We start from the raw sequence: 26,172 nt of genomic DNA, 5'->3' as shown, positions 1-26,172 counted from the left end.
TATGATGAAAAAGAAAAATCAAGTTCTCGTCAGCCTTTCCATTGTGGCTTTATTGGGCGGCTGCTCAGAAGAGCAAGTTCAACGAGATGTTTATAACAGCCTTGAGGATTGTTTAGCCGATTGGCAAAAAATTGAATTGTGCGAAGCTGACCAATCTAGTGAAAATAATAGCGGCACAACTGCACATGCTGGATCTGGCTCCTCTCTCTCGGGCAATTTAAATACACGTCCAAGCAATAATAGCGAATGGTCAGAAGATAATCAGACCGTTAAACAAACCTTAAATCCAGATGGAGCAACTCACTCTGGCAATTCAAACAGCACTGAGGGAACAAGCCACACTAGCTCTGCAACAGGAGAAGGACACGGCAGTATGGGCAGTGCGATTGCTGGTGCCGCAATGGGTTATATGATTGCGCGTACTATGGGTTCATTTTTAGGCCCTAGCTACAATCCGAGCAATCGGGCCGTTTCAACACCAACGGGGCAAGTTATTCAACCGCAAACTAATCGTTCTGTCGGTAAGCCCGTATTAGTTAAAGGCAATGCAGGCAGCACTTACAGCAGACCAGTTTCACGCGGCGGCTTTAAAAGTTCTAACTCAAGCAGCAGCCGTAGCTCAGGCGGTTAAATATGAAACGAATCACGGGCTTTCCTACTCGTCCCAATATGGTGCAACAATTATTAGATGTGGGCTTTGATTACTATAATCTGCCTTCCTCTGATGGCTCCCATTATTGGTCGGACAATGTGGCGTATGAATTTACCCTAGCGGAAATCGATCATATTGAAGACGCCACCAACGAATTGCACGCTATGTGTATGGACTTTGTTGCCGATGAAGTGAAACAAGGTGATTATGCCCATTATCGCTTCACCGATTTACAGAAAAATTTGATTGAACAAACATGGGCTAAAAACGTACCGCACTTATATGGTCGTTTTGATTTTGGTTATGACGGCGAAAACCTCAAAATGTTTGAATACAATGCCGACACGCCCACTTCCCTGCTTGAAGCTGCCGTGGTGCAATGGCAATGGTTAGAGCAAATTGAAGGCTTAGCACATCGTGACCAATTTAATTGGATTCACGAAGAATTGCTTAATCGCTTTCAGTTTATTCAACAGCAAACTGGACTAAACGATTTCCATTTTAGTGCCATGCAAGAAGCGGGGCGTGAAGATTGGGGCAATATTGATTACCTGGCGGATGTGGCTTACAACGCGGGTTGGCATATTCATCAGCTTGCCATTGAAGATGTAGGCTACGATAAAGACAGTCAGCAATTCCTCGATCTGAATAATCAACCTATTGATTGTTTATTTAAGCTCTATCCGCTTGAATGGATGACCACGACAGAATATGCACCACACATGCTTAATTCATCCACCACCTTTATTGAACCGGCGTGGAAATTACTATTAAGCAATAAAGTACTATTGGCAAAATTATGGCAAAAACATCCAAACCATCCTTTATTACTACCCGCTTACTTTAGTAAACATGATATTACTGATCGCCAATCAATATGGGTGAAAAAACCGACCTTAGGTCGTGAGGGCGCCAATGTTTCTTACTATGAAAAACGTAATGGTCTAGAATTTGCTGCCAAAGGCAGTGAACATTCAGCCTTTTATGATCAAGCAGGCTACATCTATCAACAAAAATTTGAACTGCCAAATTTTGATGGTATGTATCCAATGATTGGTTCTTGGGTTATTGGTGATGTGGCTTGTGGCATCGGATTGAGAGAAGATTTCACCCCAGTTACCGGCAATGATAGCCACTTCATTCCGCATTACTTTGTGGAATAAAAACAACGCAAAAACTGACCGCACTTAACTGATAATAAGGAGATAAATATGTATCCATTTAGTTTTCAAAACCCTACTCGCATTGAATTTGGTCTCGATAAAGAAAAAGAGATGGGTCAATATATGCACGAATACGGTGCAAAAAAAGCCTTGATTATCTATGGTAGTGAGCGTGTCAAACAATCCGGTTTATTTGAAGATGTGGCGAAAAGTTTGCGTGAGCATGGCATTGAATACATTGAATGTGGTGGCGTAAAAAGCAACCCAACAATCAGCAAAGTCCGTGAAGCCGTTGCAATGGCTAAAACCTTTGATGCAGATAGTGTGCTGAGTATCGGTGGAGGCTCTTGCCTTGATAGTGCGAAAGCAATCGCGGCAGGTGCGTGCTATGAGGGTGATACTTGGGACTTCTTTAAAGGTACACCTGTGCAAAAAGCGTTAATGATTTTCGATGTCATCACTCTTGCGGCAACAGGCAGCGAAATGAACTGGGGTTCAGTCATTACCAATGAAGAAACACAGCAAAAATATTCGATTCATAGCAATCATTTATTCCCAAAAGTATCAGTCATTAATCCGAAATTACAAGCGACTGTCAGCCGTGATTATTTAGTGTATTCTGCTGCAGATATTATTGCTCATTCGATTGAAGCCTATTTCACGGCGGAATATCGCCCTGAAATTATTGATTTCTTAGTAGAAAGCAATATTAAAACCGTTATTCGTACGACTGAAATCCTGCTCAATGATCCACAAGATCTCAATGCACGTGGTGAATTTGCCTGGGCAGCTACACTTGCGTTGAACGGTTTAACGCATTTAGGTATCTCACCTTACGGTTTCCCAAATCATATGATTGAGCATTCCATGAGTGCGATTTCAGATGTGCCACATGGCGCGGGCCTTTCCGTGATTATGCCTGCGTGGATGCAATGGTATCAATCTCAAAGACCTGCTCAATTCAAACGCTTTGCTAAAGAAATATTTGGTTTAGATAAGGCTGAAGACGGTATCTTCGCCTTAAAAGCCTGGTTTGATAAAATCGGCACACCAACTCGTCTTGAACAACTTGGTATTGATGATGAAACCTTAGCTGAAATTATTGAAAATGCGGCTCAAACTGCAATCAGAGCGAAAGTGGAAAAAACGTATACTAAAGAAGCTATTGAAGCCATTTTCGCTTTAGCGAAGTAATCTCTCATAAAAAAGAGCGGTCAAATTCATTATGCTTTGAATTTGACTGCTCTTTTTATATTCTCAATATTTCACTTTATTGAAAAGCATGTAAAAAATAACCGCACTTTAGTTACCCAAAGTGCGGTTATTTTGAATTAAGTTTTAACGCTTAATTATAGTGAAGCTTGATCAACAGCCACACCAGCACCCATAGTTGTAGAGATGCTTACTTTCTTGATAAAGATACCTTTTGCAGTAGTTGGTTTTGCTTTGTTTAAAGCAGCCAATAATGCTTGAAGGTTTTCTTTTAATTGAACTTCAGAGAAGTTTGCTTTACCAATTGTTGTGTGGATGATACCGTTTTTATCGTTACGATAACGGATCTGACCAGATTTAGCATTTTTAACTGCTTCAGCAACGTTTGGTGTTACGGTACCAACTTTAGGGTTTGGCATTAAACCACGTGGGCCTAATACTTGACCTAATTGACCAACAACACGCATTGCATCAGGAGAAGCGATAACAACGTCGAAGTTCATTTCGCCTTTTTTGATTTGCTCTGCTAAATCTTCCATACCGACTAAATCAGCACCAGCTTCTTTAGCTGCATCTGCGTTAGCACCTTGGGTGAACACAGCTACGCGTACTTCACGACCAGTACCGTGTGGTAATACAGTTGCACCACGAACGTTTTGGTCTGATTTACGAGGATCGATACCTAAGTTTACTGCAACGTCAACACTTTCAACGAATTTAGCCGTTGCGAATTGTTTTAATAACGCGATTGCTTCGTTGATTTCGTATGCTTTAGTAGAATCTACGCCAGCTTTGATTGCTTTCATTTTTTTAGTCAATTTAGCCATCGTATTATTCCTCCACCACTAAGCCCATTGAGCGAGCAGTACCAGCAATTGATTTCATTTTAGTTTCGATAGTCGCGCCAGTCATATCTGCTGCTTTAGTTTCAGCGATTTGACGAACTTGATCTAAAGTTACTTTACCCACTTTATCTTTGTTCGGTTTACCAGAACCAGATTTGATACCTGCAGCTTTTTTCAATAATACTGCTGCTGGTGGAGTTTTAGTAATGAAAGTGAATGAACGGTCTGCATATACAGTGATAACAACTGGAATTGGTAAACCTTTTTCAATGCTCTCAGTACGAGCGTTGAATGCTTTACAGAATTCCATGATGTTCACACCTTGTTGACCTAATGCTGGACCAACTGGTGGTGATGGGTTTGCCATACCAGCTGCAACTTGCAACTTAACGTATGCTTGGACTTTTTTTGCCATTTTTTAGTTTCCTCTAAATGGGTGATAACGCCGAAATCGGCTCCCCTGTTAATTAAAGGCTGTATTTTAATTAATCAGCCTCGAAATATCAAGTAGAAAAACTACTCGAAAAACAACCGCACTTTATTGCTTAAGTGCGGTCATTAAATCTCTTGTTTTGGAAAAGGGAAATTAACGTGTTTTTTCCACTTGACCAAATTCAAGCTCAACTGGTGTTGCACGACCGAAGATAGATACAGACACTTTTAAGCGACCTTTTTCGTAATCCACTTCTTCAACCGTACCATTAAAGTCTGCGAATGGACCTTCTGTTACACGTACTTCCTCACCAGGTTGATATTCTTTACGATGACGCGGTTTTTCAGCACTTTGCTCTAAACGATTTAAAATTAAATCTGCTTCACGTTTAGAAATTGGTGCTGGCTTATCTGGAGTACCACCGATAAAGCCCATTACACGTGGTACACTTTTCACTAAGTGCCATGTGTCATCGTTCATTGCCATTTCAACTAATACATAGCCAGGGAAGAATTTACGTTCACTTTTACGACGTTTACCTGCTACGTTTTCAACGACTTCTTCAGTCGGCACTAACACTTCGCCAAACTGATCTTCCATTTGTTGTTGTTTGATATATTCACGCAATGTGATTGCTACACGACTCTCAAAGCCTGAGAATGCTTGCAATACATACCAACGTTTTTTGGATACGTTTTCAGTTTCGCTCATTTTAGAATCTCAAATCAGTTAAGAAGTTAATCAATGCAATGATAATTGAATCAATTGCCCAGAAGAATAAAGAGGTAAGCACGGTTACCGCAATCACGATTAAAGTGGTTTGACGTGTTTCTGCACGAGTTGGCCATACCACTTTACGACCTTCAACTTTTGCTTCGCTAAAGAATGTACGTGCTTTTGTACCTTGGTTAGTAATTACAGCGAAACCAAAGGCAATTAATAAGGCGACAACTACGCCAACTACACGTACAGGTAAAGAGAAGGCGTCTTTAAAATAAACGTTACCAATTGCTGCAGCGGTAAAAAATGCCACAGAAAGAATCCAAAGAAGAGTGTTTAAGCCTTTTGATTTTCCTTCTACGACTTGTTCTTGGTCGTGTTTCTTTTTCTCAACAATTTCAGTTGCCATAAGTGAATCCGTATAAAATAAGGGATAAATAATTTTTAGATTAATTTTAGAACGTGCGATTGTAGCATTTTCTTTCGGGATTGCCTATGAAAAATATTAGAAAAAACAACCGCACTTTCTGTTAATTTTTATATTCGAGTTTTGGTGGTTTGTTATCAACGATGGTTTCTTCATCCACAATCACTTTTTGCAAGTTTTCGATTGAAGGTAAATCATACATCGTATCTAACAACACAGCCTCAACGATTGAGCGTAAACCACGCGCACCGGTTTTACGTTCAAGGGCTTTTTTCGCCATTGCTTTTAATGCTTCTGGGGTGAATTCAAGTTCCACATCTTCTAAGCCAAATAATGCTTGATATTGTTTGGTCAGTGCATTTTTCGGTTGAGTAAGGATCTGAATCAACGCCTCTTCATCCAATTCGCTTAATGGCGCAATCATTGGAAGACGACCAATAAATTCTGGAATCAAGCCAAATTTCATTAAATCATCCGGCTCAACTTGACGGAATAATTCAGAAAGATTTTCTTTGTCTTCTTCTTTCTCTACTTTCGCATCAAAACCAATTCCAGTATCAGTTTGTGTACGTTTACCGATGATTTTATCTAAGCCAGCAAATGCCCCACCACAAATAAAGAGAATTTTCGAAGTATCCACTTTCAACATTTCTTGTTGTGGGTGTTTACGTCCACCTTGTGGTGGTACAGATGCGATAGTGCCTTCAATTAATTTTAATAAGGCTTGTTGTACACCTTCACCAGACACATCGCGAGTAATAGACGCCCCTTCTGATTTACGGCTGATTTTATCAATTTCATCAATATAGATAATGCCCTGCTCTGCTTTTTCTGTATCATAATCGCAGTTTTGCAATAATTTTTGCAGAACATTTTCCACGTCTTCGCCCACATAACCAGCTTCAGTTAACGTCGTCGCATCAGCCATAGCAAAAGGTACATTTAAACGACGCGCTAAGGTTTGTGCTAATAAGGTTTTACCGCTACCTGTTGGACCGATTAACAAGATGTTACTTTTACCTAATTCCACATCATTGCTTTGGTGGTTCGTGCGTAAGCGTTTATAGTGATTGTAAACCGCCACTGACAAGACTTTTTTCGCATAATCTTGCCCAATTACATAATCATCTAAGTGAGCACGAATTTCGTGCGGTGTCGGTAATTTTTCTTCAACTGCCAGTTCGCTAGGTGTTTCGATTTCTCCACTGTCTTCTAACATACTGTGGCAAAGCTCGATACACTCGTTACAAATGTAACCATCTGTACCTGCAATTAATTTACCTACTTCACTTTTTTCTCTTCCGCAGAAAGAACAGTGAAGATCATTATCATTTGTTGTCATGTTAAATCCTTAACGTTTAATCAACACATCGTCCACTAAGCCGTAAGCTTTTGCTTCTTCTGCCGACATAAAGTTGTCACGATCGGTGTCTTTTTCGATACGCTCGATGCTTTGACCTGTATGGAAAGCAAGACGCTCGTTTAAGGTTTGTTTAATTTTTAAAATTTCTTGTGCGTGGATCTGAATATCTGATGCTTGTCCACGGAAACCACCTAACGGTTGGTGAATCATCACTCGTGCATTCGGTAATGCAGCTCGTTTTCCTGCTGCTCCCCCTGCAAGTAAAAATGCGCCCATTGAGCAAGCTTGACCAATGCAAAGAGTACGCACATCCGGTTTAATAAATTGCATGGTATCGTAAATTGCCATACCCGCAGTCACCGAACCGCCTGGTGAGTTAATATAAATATTGATATCTTTTTTCGGATCTTCTGATTCTAAGAAAAGTAGCTGTGCCACGATCAAATTTGCCATACGATCTTCTACCTCACCACTCAAGAAGATCACGCGCTCTTTTAATAGGCGGGAATAAATGTCGTACGAACGTTCACCACGAGAGGTTTGTTCGACAACCATAGGAATTACACTCATTTTTGCCCCTAAATATGTGCTAAAAAATCGGGCAATATTCTACCCGAAAATCAGTAAAAACAAAAATGCGGTCGCTTTTCATTGAAAAAACAACCGCACTTTTCGATGATATACCTGTGAATTTAATTCACATTCTATCAATTATTATGCTTGTGGATTCATGATCTCATCAAATGAAGACGCTTTTTCAGTCACTTGAGCTTTAGCAAGAACGGCATCAACTGCTTGTTCTTCTAATACTACGTTGCGAATGTTGTTCATTAACTCTTCATTTTTGCTGTAATATTCAACTACTTCAGCTGGTTGTTCGTAAGCAGAAGCGATATCCGCGATCATTGCTTTCGCACGTTCTTCATCCGCTTTCAATTCGTTTGATTTGATTACTTCAGAGAATAATAAACCTACTTGAACACGACGTTTTGCATCAGCTTCAAATAATTCACGTGGTAATTGTGCCGCTTGTTGCGCATTGCCACCGAAACGTTGTGCAGCTTGGTTACGTAATACATTGATTTCTTCTTCTACTGCAGAAGCTGGAACATCAATTGGGTTTTGTTCGATTAAACCGTTGATTACTTGTTGTTTAACACGAGAAACTAATGCATTTTTCAATTCACGTTCCATGTTTTTACGGATTTCTGCACGTAAATCTGCCACAGTTTTGGTGTTTGGACCAAATTTAGCAACGAATTCATCTGTTAATTCTGGTAATTCCATTTCTTCTACTTTTTTCAAGGTAATCACAAATTTTGCATCTTTACCTTTTAAGTTTTCAGAATGGTATTCCGCTGGGAAAGTCACATTGATATCGAATTGTTCGCCTGCTTTGTGACCTACGATACCCTCTTCAAAACCTGGGATCATACGACCTTGGCCCATGAATAGAACGAAATCAGTTGCTTTACCGCCTTCGAATTCTTCGCCATCTACTGAACCAACGAAGTCGATTGTTACGCGAGAATCTGCTTTCGCTGCGGCTTTGCTTTCAACCCAAGTGGCTTGTTGTTTACGTAATACCTCAATCATTTTATCGATATCAGCTTCAGTGATTTCAACAGTTGGTTTCTCAACTTTGATATTTTCTAAGCCTTTTAATTCAACTTCTGGGTACACTTCGAAAGTTGCAGTGAATGATAAATCTTTACCTGGTTCGAACGTTTCGATAGCGAAAGTTGGACGACCTGCGATGTTGATTTTCTCAGCGATTACTGCGTCAAAGAAATGACGTGGTAATAAATCGTTTAATACATCTTGACGGATTGATGCGCCAAAACGTTGTTCAATGATGTGAGCTGGCACGTGACCTTTACGGAAACCATCAACACGTACATTTTTTGCTGCACGTTTGAATTCTTCACGAGTTGCTTTTTCTACAGCTTCAGCTGGAACGGTGATCGTCACACGACGCTCTAAACCTTGAGTTGTTTCAATATTTAATGACATTTGTAACCTCAATTAATGTTGCACTCGGTAAAAACCACACCGAACACGTTATTGTTTGTAAAAGTAAAAAACCGCCAAATTATAGCGAAAGAAAATCAAACAGTCGATAGAAACCGGAAAATTCACTGGAAAACCGGCTAAAATTGCACAATTTATCAACAATTTTAGATAAAGAAAAAAGTGCGGTCAAAAATAACCGCACTTTTTATCGAATTATAAACCTTTCGGTAAACGAATTTTTTGACCTGGGAAAATCTTATCCGCGTCTTTAATCACTTCTTTATTTGCTTCAACGATCGCGGTGTATTTTGCGCCATTTCCGTAAGCTTTCTCAGCGATTTTCCACAAGGTGTCACCTTTTTGGATTACATAGAATGTATCATCACTGCTTAAGGTTTCACCGTTATTGATGCTTGCATCACTTGTTACTGAGTGGATACCTTGAATGTTACCTGCCATTAATACTGCTTTTTCTAATGCTGCTGCAGTTGATGCCACACCTTGGATATTTGCTACACCATTTTCAACGGTAACAGATAAGTTTTCTACACCTGGATTGTCTTCCGCGATGTGTTGAGTCACTGCTTTAGACGCCTCTTCTTCTTTAGAGAAAACTTTCTTACCAATGTCACTGACAAAATCAAATAAACCCATTTTAAAGTTCCTTTTGTATGTTTGTTTAAGGGATTGTTACGATACTGAAATTCCCTTAAGAAGTCTATAAATCAGAGTGTAAAGCTATGTAAATATTTCAAGAAAACGGATCTAAAATTAACCGCACTTTGATAGAATACGCCGATTTTTAATTTACTCACTCAAAAAGGACAATTTATGCGTTGGGAAGGTCGTAGAGAAAGCTCAAATATTGAAGATAGACGTGGCTCTGGCGGCGGTAACTTTGGTGGCGGAAAAGGCACCGGTGTGCTCGGTATTATCATTCTTTTAGTCGGCGCTTATTATGGCGTGGATCTTTCAAGCTTAGTGGGTACACCTGATTTTTCAGGACAAAGCTCTCAACAATTAGAAACCCAAGAAGAACAGCAGCTTGCGAGTCTTTCTAAAGTTGTATTAGCTGATACTGAAACCGTTTGGGGACAATATTTCAGACAAATGGGGAAAACCTATAGCGAGCCAACCATGGTACTTTACAATGGTGTAACGCCAACCGCTTGTGGTACGGGTCAATCTGCAATGGGCCCATTCTACTGCCCGAGCGATCGCAAAGTTTACCTTGATTTATCATTCTATAATGAAATGAAAAATAAACTGGGTGCCGCAGGTGATTCAGCCTTTGCTTATGTGATTGCACACGAAGTTGGTCACCACGTACAAAATATGCTTGGAATTCTGCCGCAAGTGAATCGCGCACAACAAAGCAGCGATCGTAAAACAGCAAATCAACTTTCTGTTCAATTAGAACTTCAAGCTGACTGTTTTGCCGGTGTTTGGGCTAGCCAAGCGGTGAAAAGTGGTTTATTTGAACGCGGCGATGAAGAAAAAGCGTTTAATGCAGCAGAAGCTGTGGGCGATGACCGTTTACAAAAACGCAGCCAAGGTTATGTGGTACCTGATAGCTTCACTCACGGCACATCGGCACAGCGTCTAGAATGGTTCAGAAAAGGCTTACAAAGTGCCAACCCTTCTGTATGTAATACCTTTAACCAATAAGATCTTTAAGGCTGGTTAATATCAGCCTTTTTTATTTCTGTTCATTTAAACATAAAAAAGTGCAGTCAATTTCGACCGCACTTTTTCTTTATGATATTAAGATTACGCAAACTGACGTACTTCGCCGTTACCCGCTACGTTTTCCACACAACGTGGACAAAGTGTCGGATGTTCAGGGTTCACGCCGATTTTGTTAGAATAATGCCAACAACGTGGACATTTTTCACCGTTAGAACGTGCAACGCTTACCGCAATTCCCTCTAACTCGCCCGTAGCTACATCTGCAGGTTTGTCAGCTAATGGTTTCACTTCCGCTTTTGAGGTAATTAACACGAAACGTAATTCATTGCCTAATTGCTCTAACAATGCACGATATTCATCGTTAGCATAAACCGTTACTTCTGCTTCTAAACCACCACCGATCACTTTGTCGTTACGGGCGATTTCTAATACACGGTTCACTTCAGAACGAACTTTAATCAGTTGTTGCCAGTAAGCATCATCTAATTTTTCATTCTCGCCTAAACCAAATAAGCCTTCGTAGAATTCTTCAGTAAAGACAAATTCAGCACGTGGCGTCGCCGTTTGTGGCAAGTAGCCCCAAATTTCATCTGCAGTGAATGACAAGATTGGTGCCATCCAACGAACCAATGCTTCTGCAATGTGCCATAACGCTGTTTGGCAGCTACGACGCGCAAGGCTGTCTGCTTTGGTGGTGTATTGACGGTCTTTGATAATATCAAGGTAGAACGAGCCCATTTCCACAGAACAGAAACGCATTAAACGTTGTACCACAGTGTGGAATTGATAGTTATCGTACGCGTCTTTAATTTCTTTTTGTGCATCTAATGCACAAGCTACCGCCCAACGATCCAAGCTAATCATGTCTTCCGGTTTAACGGCATCACGTTGTGGATCGAAACCATTCAAGTTAGCTAGTAAGAAACGTGCGGTGTTACGAATACGACGATAGCTATCCGCGGCACGTTTTAAGATCTCATCAGAAACGGTCATTTCACCGGTATAGTCGGTAGAAGCGACCCATAAACGTAAAATATCACCACCGAATTTATCCATGACTTCTTGTGGGGTTACGATGTTACCGATAGATTTTGACATCTTACGGCCTTGACCATCCACCGTGAAACCATGGGTTAATACTTGTTTGTATGGTGCTTTACTGTCTGTTGCGGTAGAAAGCATTAAAGAAGACATAAACCAACCACGGTGTTGGTCAGAACCTTCTAAATACATATCGATATCTTGACCGTTAAATTCTGGGCGATTCGCCACAACAGAAGAATAGGTTGATCCTGAGTCAAACCATACGTCAAGGGTATCAGGCACTTTGCGATAAGTTTCTGCATCAGCCCCTAATAATTCTTTTTCGTCTAAATCCCACCATGCTTGAATACCCGCTTTCTCTACACGTTTCGCTACTTCTTCAAGCAACTCTAAGGTACGCGGATGAAGCTCTTCGGTTTCTTTGTGCACGAATAAGGTCATCGGCACGCCCCAAGTACGTTGACGGGAAATACACCAGTCTGGGCGGTTTTCAACCATTTTCTCGATACGTGCTTGACCCCAATCTGGAATCCAACGTACACCTTTGATTTCGCCTAATGCTTGTTGACGTAAACCCTGTGTTTCCATACCGATAAACCATTGCGGTGTCGCACGGAAAATAATCGGAGTTTTGTGGCGCCAGCAGTGTGGGTAGCTGTGTTTGATTTTCTCAACTTTTAATAAGTTGCCCACTTCTTGTAATTTTTCAACAACCAATGGATTCGCTTCAAATACGCCTTTGCCTGCAAAGAATTCAGTCGTTGAAATAAATTTACCGTCATTAGATACAAGACCCGCCATCGGTAAATTATATTTTTGTCCTACAATAAAGTCGTCCAAACCGTGGTCTGGTGCGGTGTGAACTAAACCCGTACCACCATCAGTAGTCACGTGATCACCTAAAATCACTGGTACAGTGAAATCATAGAACGGATGATTAAAGCGTACTAACTCAAGCGCTTGACCTTTTACTGAACCTAACACTTCAACGTGTTCTACACCCACCGCTTTCGCCACAGACTCAACTAATTCAGCAGCTAAAATCACACGCTCATCGCCAAGTTGTACTAAGTTGTATTCTAAGTCTGCATTTACCGCAATCGCACGGTTAGATGGCATTGTCCAAGGTGTGGTTGTCCAAATCACCGCAGATAATTTGCCATGGCCTTTGCCTACTGCGTTAAATTTCTCTTCAATTTCAACCGCACTTACTGCTGGGAAACGAACATAGATAGATGGAGAAACTTTGTCTTCATATTCCACTTCTGCTTCTGCTAAAGAAGAGCCACAATCCAAACACCAATGCACTGGTTTTGAACCTTTGTATAAATGGCCATTCGCAATCACTTTACCGAGTGTACGGATGATGTTTGCTTCTGTGTTGAAGTTCATTGTTAAATAAGGATTATCCCAATCGCCTAACACACCTAAACGGATAAAATCTTTTTTCTGACCTTCTACTTGCTCTGCGGCGTATTCACGGCATTTTTGGCGGAATTCAGCTGCAGTCACTTTCTCGTTTGGTTTGCCCACTAAACCTTCTACTTTTAATTCAATTGGCAAGCCATGACAGTCCCAACCTGGGATATAAGGCGAGTCAAAACCTAATGCAGTTTTAGATTTAACAATAATATCTTTCAGAATTTTATTAACGGCGTGACCGATATGAATATTGCCGTTCGCATATGGAGGGCCATCATGCAAAATAAAGGATTTTTTGCCTTTAGTCGCTTGGCGGATTTTTTGATACAACTGTTTGTCATACCAATTTTTTAACATTACAGGTTCGCGTTTGGCTAGATCGCCACGCATTGGGAAACCTGTTTCAGGTAAATTTAACGTGTTTTTGTAATCAACTGTCATGTTATTTTCCAATTTTATATTTCAATATAATTCTATTTTGCAAAAAAGGCTTTCGCTGTTTTTACGTCTTGTTCAATTTGAGCTTTCAACGCTTCAAAAGAAGGAAACTTTATCTCATTGCGAATCTTATGGCAGAATTCCACTTCAACCATTTGCCCATAAATATTCTGAGAAAAATCAAATAAATGGACTTCTAATAATTGTATCGTACCGTTAATAGTTGGGCGTTTTCCCATGTTTGCAACGCCGTTAAAAATCTCGCCCGATTTTAACCGCACTTTCACCGCATAAACCCCTTTTACTGGGTTCACTTGGCGATGTAAGCGAACATTCGCGGTAGGAAAACCAATGGTTCGCCCTAATTTATTACCGTGTATCACACGACCAAAAATACGATAAGGCTTACCGAGTAAATTTTCCGCATGCTGTAAATCATCTTTAGCCAACGCTTCTCGAATAGCGGTGCTACTGATACGTAACTCATCTAAACAGAAGGTGCGACTGTCTTCGACTTCAAAACCAAACTGCTTTCCTGCTTGTTGCAACATCGCAAAATTGCCTAAACGTTTCGCACCAAATTTGAAATCATCGCCAATGCTGAGAAACTTCACATTTAATTTGCGTACAAGCCAATCTTCAATAAATTGTTCTGCTGGAAGATCAGCAAAAGTGCGGTCAAATTTCGCGACGATCACCACATCCACACCCGCCTGAGCCAAATAATGCAATTTATCTCTTAATCGCATTAAGCGCGCAGGGGCTTTGTCGCCCATAAAATATTCACGCGGTTGTGGTTCGAAAAGCATCACCGCCATAGGTAAATTCAGCGCATTCGCTTTCTGACGAAGATGACGCAAAATCGCCTGATGCCCCAAATGCACCCCATCAAAATTGCCAATGGTTAATGCGCACCCTGACAAATATGGCTGTGAATTATGAAGCCCACGAATTAATTGCATTACATCTTATCCAAAAAACAAAAAATAATCGGTGCATTATAGCGGTAACTTAATGTTTTGTCAGTAAATGGTGTTTACGAACACCCAAGAGCACCAATACGCCTAAATAAACGACCGCAGCCAGCCCAATTAACCAAACCAACCAATAGATACGTATTAAAAATGTCATGGCAGCCCATTCTTGAATCAACGGGCAGTTATACCAAACCACACCGCCCATGGCTAAGGCTGCGCCTAAAACTTTCAGAAAAAAGACCGCACTTTTACGTGAAAAATGGTATACATCTTCTTTCGCTAAACCACGATAAAGCAAATAAGCATTTAAGGTTGCTGACATGGCAGAAGCAATCGCTAAACCCACATAACTAAATGGAATCGCCAAGACATTAAAGCCCATATTGCTCACCATGGCGATGATCCCGATTTTTACAGGCGTTTTAGTGTCTTGGCGTGCATAATAGCCATTAGCTAGGATCTTAATCAGCATAAAACTAAGCAAACCAGCATTGAATGCCCATAAAGAATAAGAGGCTGCGTGCACATCTGTTAAGGTAAAACTGCCACGCATAAACAATACCAGTAACATCGGCTGGGCTAACACGGCAATCCCAATAGCGGCAGGCACGCCGAGTAATAAAATCATTCTTACACCCCAGTCCATGGTGTTGCGAAAATCAACCGCACTTTGGGAAGAATTATCTTCTCGATTTACATGATGGCGAGCAAGCGTCGGTAAAATCACGGTGGAAATGGCGATACCAAATAGACCAAGTGGAAACTCTAATAGACGATCAGAATAATAAAGCCAACTAATAGAGCCCGTCATTAAGAAACTAGCAATGACCGTATCAAGCAGCAAGTTAATTTGACTTACGGAAACCCCGAACAAGGCAGGAATCATCAATCGACGGATTTTGGCTACTCCTTCATCATGCCATGCCCACTTAGGTTTTACGAGCAAGCCCGCTTTCTTCAAGAAAGGGATTTGGAATAAAAATTGTAATAAACCGCCTAAGAAGATCCCGATAGCAAGGGCAAGATCGGGATTGTCCAATCTTGGCGCGAGGAAAAGTGCGGTTGCAATCATGGCGATATTGAGTAAAACAGGCGAAAACGACATCACGCCAAATTTACCTATCGTATTTAAAATTGCGCCAGAAAGTGCCACAAAGGTGACAAACCATAAATAAGGAAACGTAATTTTTAAGAGTAACGACGCTTGTTCAAATTTGTGTGCATCAGGTCCGTCATTTAGCCAATCGGTAAACCAGCCCACCCCGAAGATCGCCGCCACAACAGGCGATCCCACCATAGCAAGCAAGGTGACAATACTGACTAATCCGCCAAGTGTACCCGACACTTTCCCGATAAATTCTCTCGTTTTAGAAAGATCGCCCGATTTTTGATATTCGGCTAACACAGGGACAAAAGCCTGAGAAAATGCCCCTTCCGCAAATAAACGACGTAAAAAGTTTGGGATACGGTTAGCGAATAGAAACACGTCCGCCGCTGCACCAGCACCGATTAAATGGGCAATCACCACATCGCGGACTAAACCTAACACACGGGACACTAATGTCATCCCACTCACGATAATGCCGGATTTTAAAAGTCGTTTACTCAAAATAGGGGTCTCTTCAAAAAAATTTGCCTTAATTGTATAGAATTTTTGTTTTTACGCTATATTCCAACGAAAAAAACTGATAAAATCCTGCCCACATCGTTTGTGTGAGCCAATAGAAAGCGCTTTTTTTAAATAACGATGCTTACTTTCGGTTGTGTCTCACCGAAATCAACACAAATTATTCATTGACAAAAGTATAAAAAATCGGCATATTCTACGCCCTTATTTTGTCATAATCATCTAACAGAAATTTTAGGAGTTTGACCTTGGCTAATATCAAGTCAGCAAAAAAACGCGCGGTTCAATCTGAAAAACGCCGCCAACACAACGCAAGCCAACGCTCTATGATGCGTACTTACATCAAAAAAGTATATGCTCAAGTAGCAGCAGGTGAAAAAGCAGCAGCTGAAGCAGCATTCGTTGAAATGCAAAAAGTTGTTGACCGTATGGCTTCTAAAGACTTAATCCACGCTAACAAAGCAGCAAACCACAAAGCTAAATTAGCTGCTCAAATCAAAAAATTAGCGTAATTAAAGCATTAAAACAGCTTAAAAATAAAACCGCACTTTGGTGCGGTTTTTGTTTGCCGTAAACCTCCTGCCACAAACACCTCATAACGAGCTTGCATTCCCTCCTTTAACCTGTAAACTACCCCACAACTTAAAAATTAATCATAAAATAAACAATAAATGACCAAAAAATCTTTTAAAAAAGCGGATCCAAATTATCAAAAAGAATTAGCCAAATATGGTAATCCGATCCCAAGCAGAGACTACATTCTGCAAATCATCCGTGAAAATAATGCCCCGATGAGTCGGGAAGAAATTCTGACCGCACTTTCAATTAAAAGTGATGAACAACAAGAAGCCATGCGCCGCCGCTTGCGCGCCATGGAGAATGATGGACAATTAGTTTTCACTAAACGTAAATGCTATGCCTTGCCTGAAAAATTAGATTTATTCAAAGGCATGGTCATTGGCCATCGCGAAGGCTATGGCTTTTTACAAGTCGAAGGTAAAAAAGAGGATCTCTTTATTCCTAATCACCAAATGCAACGTGTAATGCACGGTGATTTTGTATTAGCCCAACCTGCAGGCTTAGATCGCCGTGGTCGTCGCGAAGTCCGCATTGTTCGCGTACTTGAAAGTCGCAAAAAACAAATTGTCGGCCGTTTCTTCTTAGAAAATGGTTTTAGCTATGTGGTGCCTGATGACAGTCGTATCGGACGAGATATTTTAGTCCCTAATGAACACCGCAATGGAGCACGAATGGGGCAAGTTGTCGTGGTTGAATTGCAGGAACGCTCTGCCTCCTTTACTCAACCAGTTGGCATCATCACCGAAATTCTGGGTGACAATATGGCAAAAGGGATGGAAGTGGAGATTGCTCTTCGTAATCATGACATTCCTCACCAATTCCCAAGTGCGGTCGAAAAATACGTTAAAAAATTCACGGAAGAAGTGCCTGAAGAAGCAAAAAAAGGCCGTGTAGATTTACGCAATCTGCCACTGGTTACCATTGATGGCGAAGACGCACGCGATTTTGATGATGCCGTATATTGCGAAAAAAGCGGTAAAGGCTGGAAACTTTGGGTGGCAATTGCCGATGTCAGCTATTATGTGCGTTTACGTTCTGCACTAGACACTGAAGCCTATAACCGAGGTAACTCCGTTTACTTCCCAAATCGTGTCGTGCCAATGCTGCCAGAGATTTTATCAAACGGATTATGTTCACTGAATCCACAAGTTGATCGCTTGTGTATGGTGTGTGAAATGCACATCTCCGCAAAAGGTAAACTCACCGATTATCGTTTTTATGAAGCAGTAATGAACTCCCATGCACGTTTAACCTACACGAAAGTCGCGGCAATTTTAGATGGTGATGATGAGCTCCGCACGCGTTATCAAGGGCTTGTGCCACATTTAGAAGAATTGCATCACCTCTATCAAGCGTTACTCAATGCACGCAAACAACGTGGTGCCATCGATTTTGAAACCATCGAAACCAAATTTATTTTCAATGCCATGGGACGAATTGATCGCATTGAACCAGTTGTGCGAAATGATGCTCACAAAATCATTGAAGAATGCATGATTCTTGCGAATATTGCAGCGGCAAACTTTATGGAAAAACATAAAGAGCCAGCACTCTATCGTATTCATGCCACACCGAGCGAAGAAAAACTGACGTCTTTCCGTGCATTTTTAGGTGAATGTGGCTTAAGCCTTGAAGGCGGCATGAAACCGACCACAAAAGATTATGCGAAATTATTAGAGCAAGTGAAAGATCGTCCGGATCACGAACTCATTCAAACCATGTTACTTCGCTCATTAAGCCAAGCAGTTTATCATGCGGATAATATCGGCCACTTTGGTTTGGCGTTAGAAGAATATGCACACTTCACTTCCCCGATTCGTCGTTATCCAGATTTAACCCTACATCGTGGAATTAAATATTTATTAGCAAAAGAAAAAGGTGCTAAACGTAAAACCACAGATACTGGCGGCTATCATTATTCTTTTGATGAAATGGATTTATTAGGCGATCACTGCTCTATGACAGAACGCCGTGCCGATGATGCCACTCGTGAAGTAGCAGATTGGCTGAAATGTGAATATATGCAAGATCACGTAGGTGCTGAATTTAGCGGAGTGATCTCATCTGTAACGGGCTTTGGCTTATTCGTACGTTTAGATGATTTATTCATTGACGGCTTAGTCCATATTTCCACTTTAGATAACGACTACTATCAATTTGATGCGGCAAAACAACGTTTAATCGGTGAAAATAGTGGTATGATCTACCGTCTTGGCGATAAAGTAAAAATTCGTGTAGTTGCCGTTCATTTAGAACAAAAAATGGTAGATTTCAGTTTAGTCGAAAGTGCCAGAAAACCACGTAGTGTGGGCAAAACAGCGAAACAAAAAGCGAAAAAAGTCTTTAAGGAACTGCCACCTAACGCGTCAAAAAAACGTAAAAGTGCGGTCAAAAATAAAGACGTTTCTAAGAAACCGACGAGAAAACGGAAGAAATAATAAATAAGAGAACCCTATGTCAGAAAATATCTATGGTATCCATGCTGTAAACAGCATTTTAGCAAATAGCCCTGAACGTTTAATTGAAGTATTTGTGCTGAAAGGCCGTGAAGATAAACGCCTACAACCCTTACTCAATGAGCTCTATGCTTTAGGCATTGCGGTGCAATTTGTAAACCGTCAAACATTAGATAAAAAATCCAATGGAGAGGTGCATCAAGGTGTGATTGCGCGTGTGCAAGAAGCGAAAGAGCTGAATGAACATGATCTGGATGAACTTCTTACTCGTAAACAAAATCCACTTTTATTGGTGCTTGATGGCGTGACAGATCCCCATAACCTGGGTGCCTGTTTACGTACTGCAGATGCTGCTGGTGTGAGTGCTGTTATCGTACCAAAAGATAAATCCGCTCAACTCACTTCTATCGCACGTAAAGTGGCTTGCGGTGCTGCAGAGACTGTGCCATTAATTCGTGTAACTAACTTAGCGCGTACTTTACGAGATCTACAACAAAATCATAATATTTGGGTGGTAGGTACAGCTGGCGAAGCAACAGAAACCATTTATCAAAGTAAACTGACTGGTTCTCTTGCTTTAGTGATGGGAGCCGAAGGTGAAGGCATGCGTCGCCTTACCCGTGAGCACTGCGATCAACTCATTAGTATTCCAATGGCAGGCTCTGTTTCATCTCTGAATGTTTCCGTTGCGACAGGCGTATGTTTATTTGAAATTGTGAGACAACGTCTTGCCGCCTAAAAACGCGTGAAAAAACGACCGCACTTGATATAAAAAATGCCGATAAATCATTATCGGCATTTTTATTATTTTGAAATCGTTTTCCCGAATATCATGGAAAGCACTAAAGTACATAATGCGGGCACAAGCCACGCAAGCCCTTGTGAATAGAGCGGGAAATGAGTCATGATCTGATGTAACCCTTCTGGCAACATATCCAAGTTTTTCAGGCTATCAATCAAACTAAAACAAACTGTCACAAAAATAGTGGTGTAATAGCTCAATCGAATAGAAGGCAATTTATTACGCACTAGCTGTAAAACCACTAACATGATCGCCATTGGGTAAATCAACAACAAGGCAGGAATCGTCACTCGGAGTAATTTTGTTAAGCCATATTGTGAAATAATTGTCGTCATGGCAGTGAAGAAGACAATCCAAAATGGATAAGAAAAACGTGTCGAAAACTTAGAGAAATAATCACCACAAGCACTGGTTACACCCACTAATGTGGTTAAGCTTGCTAAAGTAATAATCCCTGCCATAATCCACGTTCCCGCAGAACCAAATAAACTATTCACATAACGAGAGAAGATTTGGCCACCATTTGTTGCATCTTGCGCCACCGCATCAGAAGTCGCGCCTAAGTAGAATAAAGAAAAATATAAGCAACCTAATAAAATAACTGATACCAAACCAGCTGAAATCGTATATTTAACAATCTTTTGCAGATTCGTTACATTTTTTGCAGCCAATGCACGTGCAACAATGCCACCAAATGCAATCGCAGCCAGTAAATCCATGGTTTGATAACCACTAATTAAGCCTGTGGTTAATGCTGAATTCTCGGCATAAGCCTGTGAAGGCGCAACAATATCAGAAAGTGGTGAAACAAAAACGGTAATACCGACAACCACCAATAACACCAACAATGCTGGGGTCATTACTTCACCCACCGTTGAAATAATTGTGCTTGGACGAATCATGAATCCCATCGCGATAATATTAAAAAGCACAGAAAAAATAAGACGTGCCGTCTCGCTATCTTCAAAAAGCCCCAATGGTAACCATGCCATTTCATAAGCGACATTGGTAATTCGAGGCATGGCAAAGGTTGAACCGATGACTAAATAAAGAATGGTTAAAAAGGATACGCCTGCCCACTTGGGTAAGTCCTTAGTCAGTTCTTCACCACGTCCTAATACTGACACCACAACCAATGTAATAAATGGCATGAGTACGCCTGTTATCACAAACCCTAGCGAAGCCGTTGCCCAATGGTTGCCTGCGGAGTACCCCTCCATCGGTGGGAAAATAATATTTCCCGCGCCTAAAAATAAAGCAAAAATCATCATACCTAATACGATGATATCTTTTTTTGAAAACATAAGTATTCTCGAATAAATAAATTTTAAGAATTTTACTATTAAATTATTTTTTATTCCAAAAATGAAAATAAATTCTGTGAAACAGATCACGAAATCTATCACATTCCGATTAAATCACACATTATCCAATGCCTAGTTTCCCCAAATCAGTAAATTTGTGATAGTATCTAGCCTTTATTATTACTTTTTTAGGAGAGAATGAATGAATAAACTAAGTTTGATTCAACAAATTCAGCGTTTTTTCAAATTGGAATCAGCTGGCGGAATTTTATTACTTTTTTCAGCGGTAGTCGCAATGCTATTAGCCAATTCACCGCTCAATCAAAACTATAACGACTTTTTAAACTTACCAGTCAGCATTCAAGTAGGGACTTTTTCTATCGATAAAACCTTAATTCACTGGATCAACGATGGTTTTATGGCGGTATTCTTTGTTTTAGTGGGAATGGAAGTCAAAAGAGAATTATTTGAGGGTTCCCTTTCAAGCTATCAACAAGCGGTTTTCCCTGCTATTGCTGGCGTTGGCGGAATGGTTATTCCTGCCTTGGTTTATATTTTTATTGCCCAACAAGATCCTACTTTAGCCGATGGCTGGGCAATCCCAATGGCGACAGACATTGCCTTTGCACTGGGCATCATGGCGTTATTAAGTAAACAAGTGCCCCTCCAACTAAAAATCTTTTTACTTGCTTTAGCCATCATTGATGACTTAGGCGCCATTGTCGTTATTGCACTGTTTTTCTCACACGGATTAAGTGTACAAGCACTCATTTTTGCTGCAGTTGCTATTGTTGTACTTATCGCATTAAATCGCTTTAAAGTGACCGCACTTTGTGCCTATATAGTGGTGGGAACAATCTTATGGGCTTCGGTATTAAAATCAGGCGTGCATGCTACCCTTGCAGGGGTTATCATCGGATTTTGTATTCCATTGAAAGGCAAAAATGGCGAAACTCCATTACATGACTTTGAGCACATTCTTGCTCCTTGGTCATCCTTTGTTATCTTGCCATTATTTGCATTTGCCAATGCAGGGGTAAGCTTTGATGGCATTGATCTCAGCATGCTGGCATCACCATTATTGCTTGCGATTTCTCTTGGCTTAATTATCGGAAAACCACTTGGTGTATTTGGTTTCAGCTACCTTTCCGTTAAACTGGGCATTGCAAAACTTCCGCAAGGCATTAACTTCAAACAAATTTTTGCCGTAGCGATTTTATGTGGTATCGGTTTCACCATGTCAATGTTCTTAGCCAGCCTTGCCTTCAATGCTGATGCCGGTGAAAGCATTAACGCCCTTTCTCGATTAGGGATCTTATTAGGCTCCACTGTTTCTGCGATTTTGGGGTATATGGCGTTAAAAGCGACTACCGCGAAAAATAAAGGGTAATCAAAACGATGGAAAAACTAACCTGTTATGTGATTTATGCTTCTGAAAAAATAGAGAGGCTGAGTCATTTTTTACAATGTGCCTCTGACTCTCATGTTGTTCCTATTTCTGCAGTAACTAAAGAACAGGTTAGCTTACTCGGTAATTCTTCAGCCTTATTTAATTTAAAGAAAGCAGAAGAACTACTTGATCGGACTCCCAATAACAAAGAAATTGCCCACACGCTATCTCATATTCAGTGCTGGAAGACAATTGCTGAAAATAAACAGCTACAAGATAATGATTTTGCTTTAATTGCTGAAAGTGAAATACAACCTGTTGAAAACTTCATTCAGCATACTATCCATTATGCCAATAAATATTCCTCTTACGGAATTATCAAATTACAGCGCGATGGTGAAACTCCTGCTTGTGAACGCCTATACCAAGCTAGTGATGAGCCGAATGCATTAATCTATGGTGATACAAATCAGTACAACTATGGTTGTTCGCTTTATCTCATCCGCAAAGATGTCGCAAAAAAATTAACCGTACTTTTAAGTGAAACAAAACCCTACTGGCTTGCAGATCAATTTACTGCATTCCATGAACCTCAAAATATTGCTCAAGCACGTTATCTATTGGGGAAAAATCCAAGACAAAAACAACAAGATAAAGTTGAAAATCCACTATTTAGTATCATTGTACCAATCTATAATGTTGAACGTTACCTCGAGCAATGTATTGAATCTGTCTTAGCGCAAGATTATCAAAATTATGAACTTATTTTAGTTGATGATGGTTCACCAGATAATTCTATCGACATTTGCGCCAAATATGCTAAACAATATTCTAATATTGTTTTTATCCATAAAATTAACGGTGGAGTATCCGACGCAAGAAATGCAGGCATTCAAATTGCTCGAGGAGAGTATTTAATGTTTTTAGATAGTGATGATTATTGGGAAGGAACAACTGTTCTCTCTGATTTACAAAAGATAATTACTGAAAATAATCCCGATATTATCTTCAATTATATGAGCAGTATCTATCCTGACAAAATTGTAAACCATTACATCAACCGAGATAAGCTAATAGGTTCTTTTAGGGAAGACTTTCAAGGTCTTTATCAAGATGGAATTTATCTTGGGTTCCCCTTTACAAAAACAATAAAAAGAGAATTAATTTTAAAAAACCACCTCTTTTTTATAAAAGGACGATCTTTTGAAGATGTGGCATGGAGTTTTTTTCTTACTAAATATATTAGTAGTTATGCGATTTATAAAAACTGCTTTTATATGTATAGAAGAGAAAGAAAAGGTTCAATTAGTTCTGTTGCGACCTCTAAAAATCAAGTAAGTCTATTTCAAAATCTATCTAATGTAATAACTGAAATAGAAAATATGAAACTCAACAATGAGTTATTGCCTGGATTTAAAAAATATGTAGATGATATTTATGGGTATGTAATGACATGCTATGAACTGCTGCCAGAGAATGAAAAAGTAGATTTTCTTAATTTGAAAGAAAAATACGAAAAAGAATTTAATGCGTTGTGGTAAATATTATAGATATACTAATCAAGATTTATAAGTTGAATAAAAAATCCCTTAGCGCTCACTAAAGGATTTTCACAAGTCTTATTCAGAAAACAACCGCTTGATCTCTTTCTCATACAAATAAATATTCACAGGATTAGTTGGTAATTGCGAATCTAGATATTCATTTGCTCTTTTCACATATTCTTCATGATGCTTATCATGGTTATCAATCACATCAAGTAATACTTTTGCACCTTCAAATGCATCGAACTGATCGTAATAATACCCTACACCTTTCGGAATTAGTTTTGAATTATGAATAAATGGATAACCACCATACAAAGCATCATTGTAAGCATAATTCAAACCATTTTCCCACTGATGACTTAGCACAATATCTACATAGCGAGTAAGAAAATCAGGCATTTGATAACGCCCTTCTACCGTCATCACCCCATTTTTAACAAGATTAGTTCGACCTATGAAATTGAAAAAGGTTGGATTATCTTTTTTATCGTAGGTATTGCACATATAGACGTTTTTAATTTTCTCAGGCGCTTCACGATAGGCTTGTTCAGCAATTAACACTGGCGTAAAACACGTTTTTACAATGTTAATATTGGCTTCAAAAGAAGCTATACGCTTAGCTTTTTTCTCAGTATCTGGTTTATACCCAAAAGTAAGATTATGCTTCTCTTTGATTCGCTTAATTACTTGATCACAGAATACTGGCGACCAAATTGCTGGTACAACATAAGCAGGGCATCGATACATAATAGAAAAATAAGATTTGCAGGTGTTCTCATGCTGTGGAATCATCCATACAGAATCAAATAACGTACCATTAAACACTCTTCCTGCTTTCTTATCAAAAAGGAAATTTTCCATATCCATAATAAAGTCATTACCCATTTTATAGCAAACAACTTTACCACCATGTTGATGCATTCGAGTAACTTGATGAGGTTCAATCACCAATGTTCCCTCAATCAATACGTCTAATTGATCAATTACATCCTCAATATAAGCGTATTTCAAATTTAATCCATCAAGCATAAACCCTTCTGGAGGAGTAGTGCGTTTCTCAGGCCCCCAAGAGACCAAAACTACATCTTCTACAATGTCAGAGTGTTGAAACAAATGATAAAGGTGAATCACATTTTGGTTCGCACCATTTGCCCAAATATCTGTCACTTTTGCTTCTAAATTAAAAGTAATCCCAATTTTATATTTACGCATGCTTTCTTCCTTCTTCTATTACTTAAATTATCTAAAAGTGCGGTCAAAAATAAAACTGTTTTTTAAATAACTTAAATAATAAAAATCACTCGGATATTCCTACCCGAGTGATTTATCTAGTTTAGTGAGCGATTACCATTGATAACCTACACCGGCACCAACATTGTAATCACCTTGAGTGGTTGCAGCTCCACTCACTTTGAAGATAACTTTATTGTTATCGCTCGCACGAGAGTAACCTACTGCAACGGCACTTTCACCTTTGTAGTTACCTACACCAAGGCCAACCATTGAACCACCTGCTTTCGTTACTTGTGGGATGTTAGCTGCTGCTGTTGCACCAGCAATACCACCACGAAGTTTCTTATCAGTTTTTCTCAAGTCACTACGTACGGAACCAATTTTGCTATCAACATATTGTTTATTAGCCGCATCAGTACCACGAACAGGATCTGCGACATTTGTGATTCGACGTTCATTACCGACTGAGCCAACTGAAACAGTATTTGCTTCATTTGCTACAGAGCCTTGACCTAGAGCTACTGAGTTAGCTGCAGTTGCTTTCGCACCTTGACCAACAGCGGTTGAGTTTTTACCTGAAGCTTGTGAGTTATTGCCTAATGCAGTGCCATTTTCGCCACTTGCATTTGAACCATAACCAACCGCAGTTGCATCTTTACCTTTCGCTTTCGCACTATCACGTTTGCTGGTGTTATCCGCTGCAAATGCTGTTTTACCATCTTTACTGATCAAGCCTGAATCTTCAATACGTTTTGCTGTGCTTTCAGCTGCTGAAGCTGAAGAGCTTGCTGCTGTTGCAGAACTATCTGCTGCTGATGCTGATGAGCTTGCTGCAG

23 protein-coding genes are annotated in these 26,172 nt (G+C 40.0%); 9 read left to right on the top strand and 14 right to left on the bottom strand.

Annotation, left to right across the window (positions count from 1 at the left end; all coding sequences use genetic code 11):
• Window positions 1-4 precede the first annotated feature (4 nt).
• From HMPREF2732_RS00560 to HMPREF2732_RS00550, 3 genes are read left to right on the top strand one after another with little or no spacing between them, the layout of a single operon-like run.
• On the top strand, window positions 5-631 hold the full coding sequence (locus tag HMPREF2732_RS00560; RefSeq protein ID WP_070590657.1) for a DUF1190 domain-containing protein: 627 nt from the start codon (window positions 5-7) through the stop codon (window positions 629-631).
• Between the two features lie 2 nt (window positions 632-633).
• The gene (locus HMPREF2732_RS00555; RefSeq protein ID WP_070590068.1) at window positions 634-1,815 is read left to right on the top strand and encodes a glutathionylspermidine synthase family protein; all 1,182 of its coding nucleotides are present in this window, start codon (window positions 634-636) and stop codon (window positions 1,813-1,815) included.
• 48 nt (window positions 1,816-1,863) lie between these two features.
• Window positions 1,864-3,009: an iron-containing alcohol dehydrogenase gene (locus HMPREF2732_RS00550; protein ID WP_070590065.1), complete on the top strand. Its 1,146-nt coding sequence runs from the start codon at window positions 1,864-1,866 to the stop codon at window positions 3,007-3,009.
• Window positions 3,010-3,164: 155 nt separating this feature from the next.
• Here the strand turns inward: HMPREF2732_RS00550 and rplA are convergent, their stop codons facing one another.
• From rplA to lysM, 8 genes are all read right to left on the bottom strand, one after another.
• On the bottom strand, window positions 3,165-3,854 hold the full coding sequence (gene rplA / locus HMPREF2732_RS00545; RefSeq protein WP_005695230.1) for a 50S ribosomal protein L1: 690 nt from the start codon (window positions 3,852-3,854) through the stop codon (window positions 3,165-3,167).
• A 4-nt stretch (window positions 3,855-3,858) separates the two neighbouring features.
• A complete protein-coding gene (gene rplK / locus HMPREF2732_RS00540; RefSeq protein ID WP_005695228.1) occupies window positions 3,859-4,287 on the bottom strand; it encodes a 50S ribosomal protein L11 in 429 nt (142 codons plus the stop codon).
• A 171-nt stretch (window positions 4,288-4,458) separates the two neighbouring features.
• Window positions 4,459-5,016 carry a transcription termination/antitermination protein NusG gene (nusG, locus tag HMPREF2732_RS00535; protein WP_005695227.1) on the bottom strand — a complete coding sequence of 186 codons (558 nt, stop codon included), beginning with the start codon at window positions 5,014-5,016 and terminating at the stop codon, window positions 4,459-4,461.
• Between the two features lies 1 nt (window position 5,017).
• Window positions 5,018-5,434, bottom strand: a complete 417-nt coding sequence (gene secE / locus HMPREF2732_RS00530; protein ID WP_070590060.1) for a preprotein translocase subunit SecE — start codon at window positions 5,432-5,434, stop codon at window positions 5,018-5,020.
• 121 nt (window positions 5,435-5,555) lie between these two features.
• Window positions 5,556-6,794, bottom strand: coding sequence for an ATP-dependent protease ATP-binding subunit ClpX (clpX, locus tag HMPREF2732_RS00525; RefSeq protein ID WP_014064253.1), 1,239 nt, complete (start codon window positions 6,792-6,794; stop codon window positions 5,556-5,558).
• A 9-nt stretch (window positions 6,795-6,803) separates the two neighbouring features.
• The gene (gene clpP / locus HMPREF2732_RS00520; RefSeq protein ID WP_049364030.1) at window positions 6,804-7,385 is read right to left on the bottom strand and encodes an ATP-dependent Clp endopeptidase proteolytic subunit ClpP; all 582 of its coding nucleotides are present in this window, start codon (window positions 7,383-7,385) and stop codon (window positions 6,804-6,806) included.
• Window positions 7,386-7,529: 144 nt separating this feature from the next.
• Window positions 7,530-8,828 (bottom strand): trigger factor, encoded by a 1,299-nt coding sequence (gene tig / locus HMPREF2732_RS00515; protein ID WP_070590053.1) that lies wholly within the window; start codon window positions 8,826-8,828, stop codon window positions 7,530-7,532.
• A gap of 213 nt (window positions 8,829-9,041) precedes the next feature.
• Window positions 9,042-9,482, bottom strand: coding sequence for a peptidoglycan-binding protein LysM (gene lysM, locus HMPREF2732_RS00510; RefSeq protein ID WP_070590049.1), 441 nt, complete (start codon window positions 9,480-9,482; stop codon window positions 9,042-9,044).
• A gap of 177 nt (window positions 9,483-9,659) precedes the next feature.
• Between lysM and HMPREF2732_RS00505 the strand changes: the two genes are divergently transcribed.
• Window positions 9,660-10,496: a KPN_02809 family neutral zinc metallopeptidase gene (locus HMPREF2732_RS00505; protein WP_049384849.1), complete on the top strand. Its 837-nt coding sequence runs from the start codon at window positions 9,660-9,662 to the stop codon at window positions 10,494-10,496.
• Between the two features lie 102 nt (window positions 10,497-10,598).
• Here the strand turns inward: HMPREF2732_RS00505 and ileS are convergent, their stop codons facing one another.
• From ileS to murJ, 3 genes are read right to left on the bottom strand one after another with little or no spacing between them, the layout of a single operon-like run.
• A complete protein-coding gene (ileS, locus tag HMPREF2732_RS00500; protein WP_070590044.1) occupies window positions 10,599-13,424 on the bottom strand; it encodes an isoleucine--tRNA ligase in 2,826 nt (941 codons plus the stop codon).
• A gap of 32 nt (window positions 13,425-13,456) precedes the next feature.
• Window positions 13,457-14,383 (bottom strand): bifunctional riboflavin kinase/FAD synthetase, encoded by a 927-nt coding sequence (gene ribF, locus HMPREF2732_RS00495; protein ID WP_070590036.1) that lies wholly within the window; start codon window positions 14,381-14,383, stop codon window positions 13,457-13,459.
• A 49-nt stretch (window positions 14,384-14,432) separates the two neighbouring features.
• Window positions 14,433-16,007 (bottom strand): murein biosynthesis integral membrane protein MurJ, encoded by a 1,575-nt coding sequence (gene murJ, locus HMPREF2732_RS00490; protein WP_070590031.1) that lies wholly within the window; start codon window positions 16,005-16,007, stop codon window positions 14,433-14,435.
• Between the two features lie 266 nt (window positions 16,008-16,273).
• On the opposite strand from murJ, the gene rpsT reads away from it, so the two are divergent.
• From rpsT to rlmB, 3 genes are all read left to right on the top strand, one after another.
• Window positions 16,274-16,537 (top strand): 30S ribosomal protein S20, encoded by a 264-nt coding sequence (rpsT, locus tag HMPREF2732_RS00485; RefSeq protein ID WP_070590027.1) that lies wholly within the window; start codon window positions 16,274-16,276, stop codon window positions 16,535-16,537.
• A 159-nt stretch (window positions 16,538-16,696) separates the two neighbouring features.
• The gene (rnr, locus tag HMPREF2732_RS00480; RefSeq protein ID WP_070590024.1) at window positions 16,697-19,042 is read left to right on the top strand and encodes a ribonuclease R; all 2,346 of its coding nucleotides are present in this window, start codon (window positions 16,697-16,699) and stop codon (window positions 19,040-19,042) included.
• Window positions 19,043-19,058: 16 nt separating this feature from the next.
• Window positions 19,059-19,799: a 23S rRNA (guanosine(2251)-2'-O)-methyltransferase RlmB gene (gene rlmB, locus HMPREF2732_RS00475; RefSeq protein ID WP_005698098.1), complete on the top strand. Its 741-nt coding sequence runs from the start codon at window positions 19,059-19,061 to the stop codon at window positions 19,797-19,799.
• Between the two features lie 65 nt (window positions 19,800-19,864).
• On the opposite strand, the gene brnQ is transcribed toward rlmB, so the two are convergent.
• The gene (gene brnQ / locus HMPREF2732_RS00470) at window positions 19,865-21,166 is read right to left on the bottom strand and encodes a branched-chain amino acid transport system II carrier protein (protein ID WP_070590021.1); all 1,302 of its coding nucleotides are present in this window, start codon (window positions 21,164-21,166) and stop codon (window positions 19,865-19,867) included.
• Between the two features lie 202 nt (window positions 21,167-21,368).
• On the opposite strand from brnQ, the gene nhaA reads away from it, so the two are divergent.
• Window positions 21,369-22,556 (top strand): Na+/H+ antiporter NhaA, encoded by a 1,188-nt coding sequence (gene nhaA, locus HMPREF2732_RS00465; protein ID WP_070590016.1) that lies wholly within the window; start codon window positions 21,369-21,371, stop codon window positions 22,554-22,556.
• An 8-nt stretch (window positions 22,557-22,564) separates the two neighbouring features.
• Window positions 22,565-24,097, top strand: a complete 1,533-nt coding sequence (locus HMPREF2732_RS00460; protein WP_070590011.1) for a glycosyltransferase — start codon at window positions 22,565-22,567, stop codon at window positions 24,095-24,097.
• A gap of 78 nt (window positions 24,098-24,175) precedes the next feature.
• Here HMPREF2732_RS00460 and HMPREF2732_RS00455 read toward each other — a convergent pair whose 3' ends face one another.
• The gene (locus HMPREF2732_RS00455) at window positions 24,176-25,315 is read right to left on the bottom strand and encodes a DUF2827 family protein (RefSeq protein ID WP_070590008.1); all 1,140 of its coding nucleotides are present in this window, start codon (window positions 25,313-25,315) and stop codon (window positions 24,176-24,178) included.
• A 132-nt stretch (window positions 25,316-25,447) separates the two neighbouring features.
• The coding region (locus HMPREF2732_RS00450; RefSeq protein WP_261673754.1) for a YadA family autotransporter adhesin at window positions 25,448-26,172 on the bottom strand (725 nt) is incomplete at its 5' end.

Origin of the sequence: Haemophilus sp. HMSC061E01 (assembly GCF_001810345.1) — a bacterium.
Lineage (GTDB): Bacteria > Pseudomonadota > Gammaproteobacteria > Enterobacterales > Pasteurellaceae > Haemophilus_D.
This window is presented reverse-complemented; position numbering and strand designations above follow the sequence as displayed.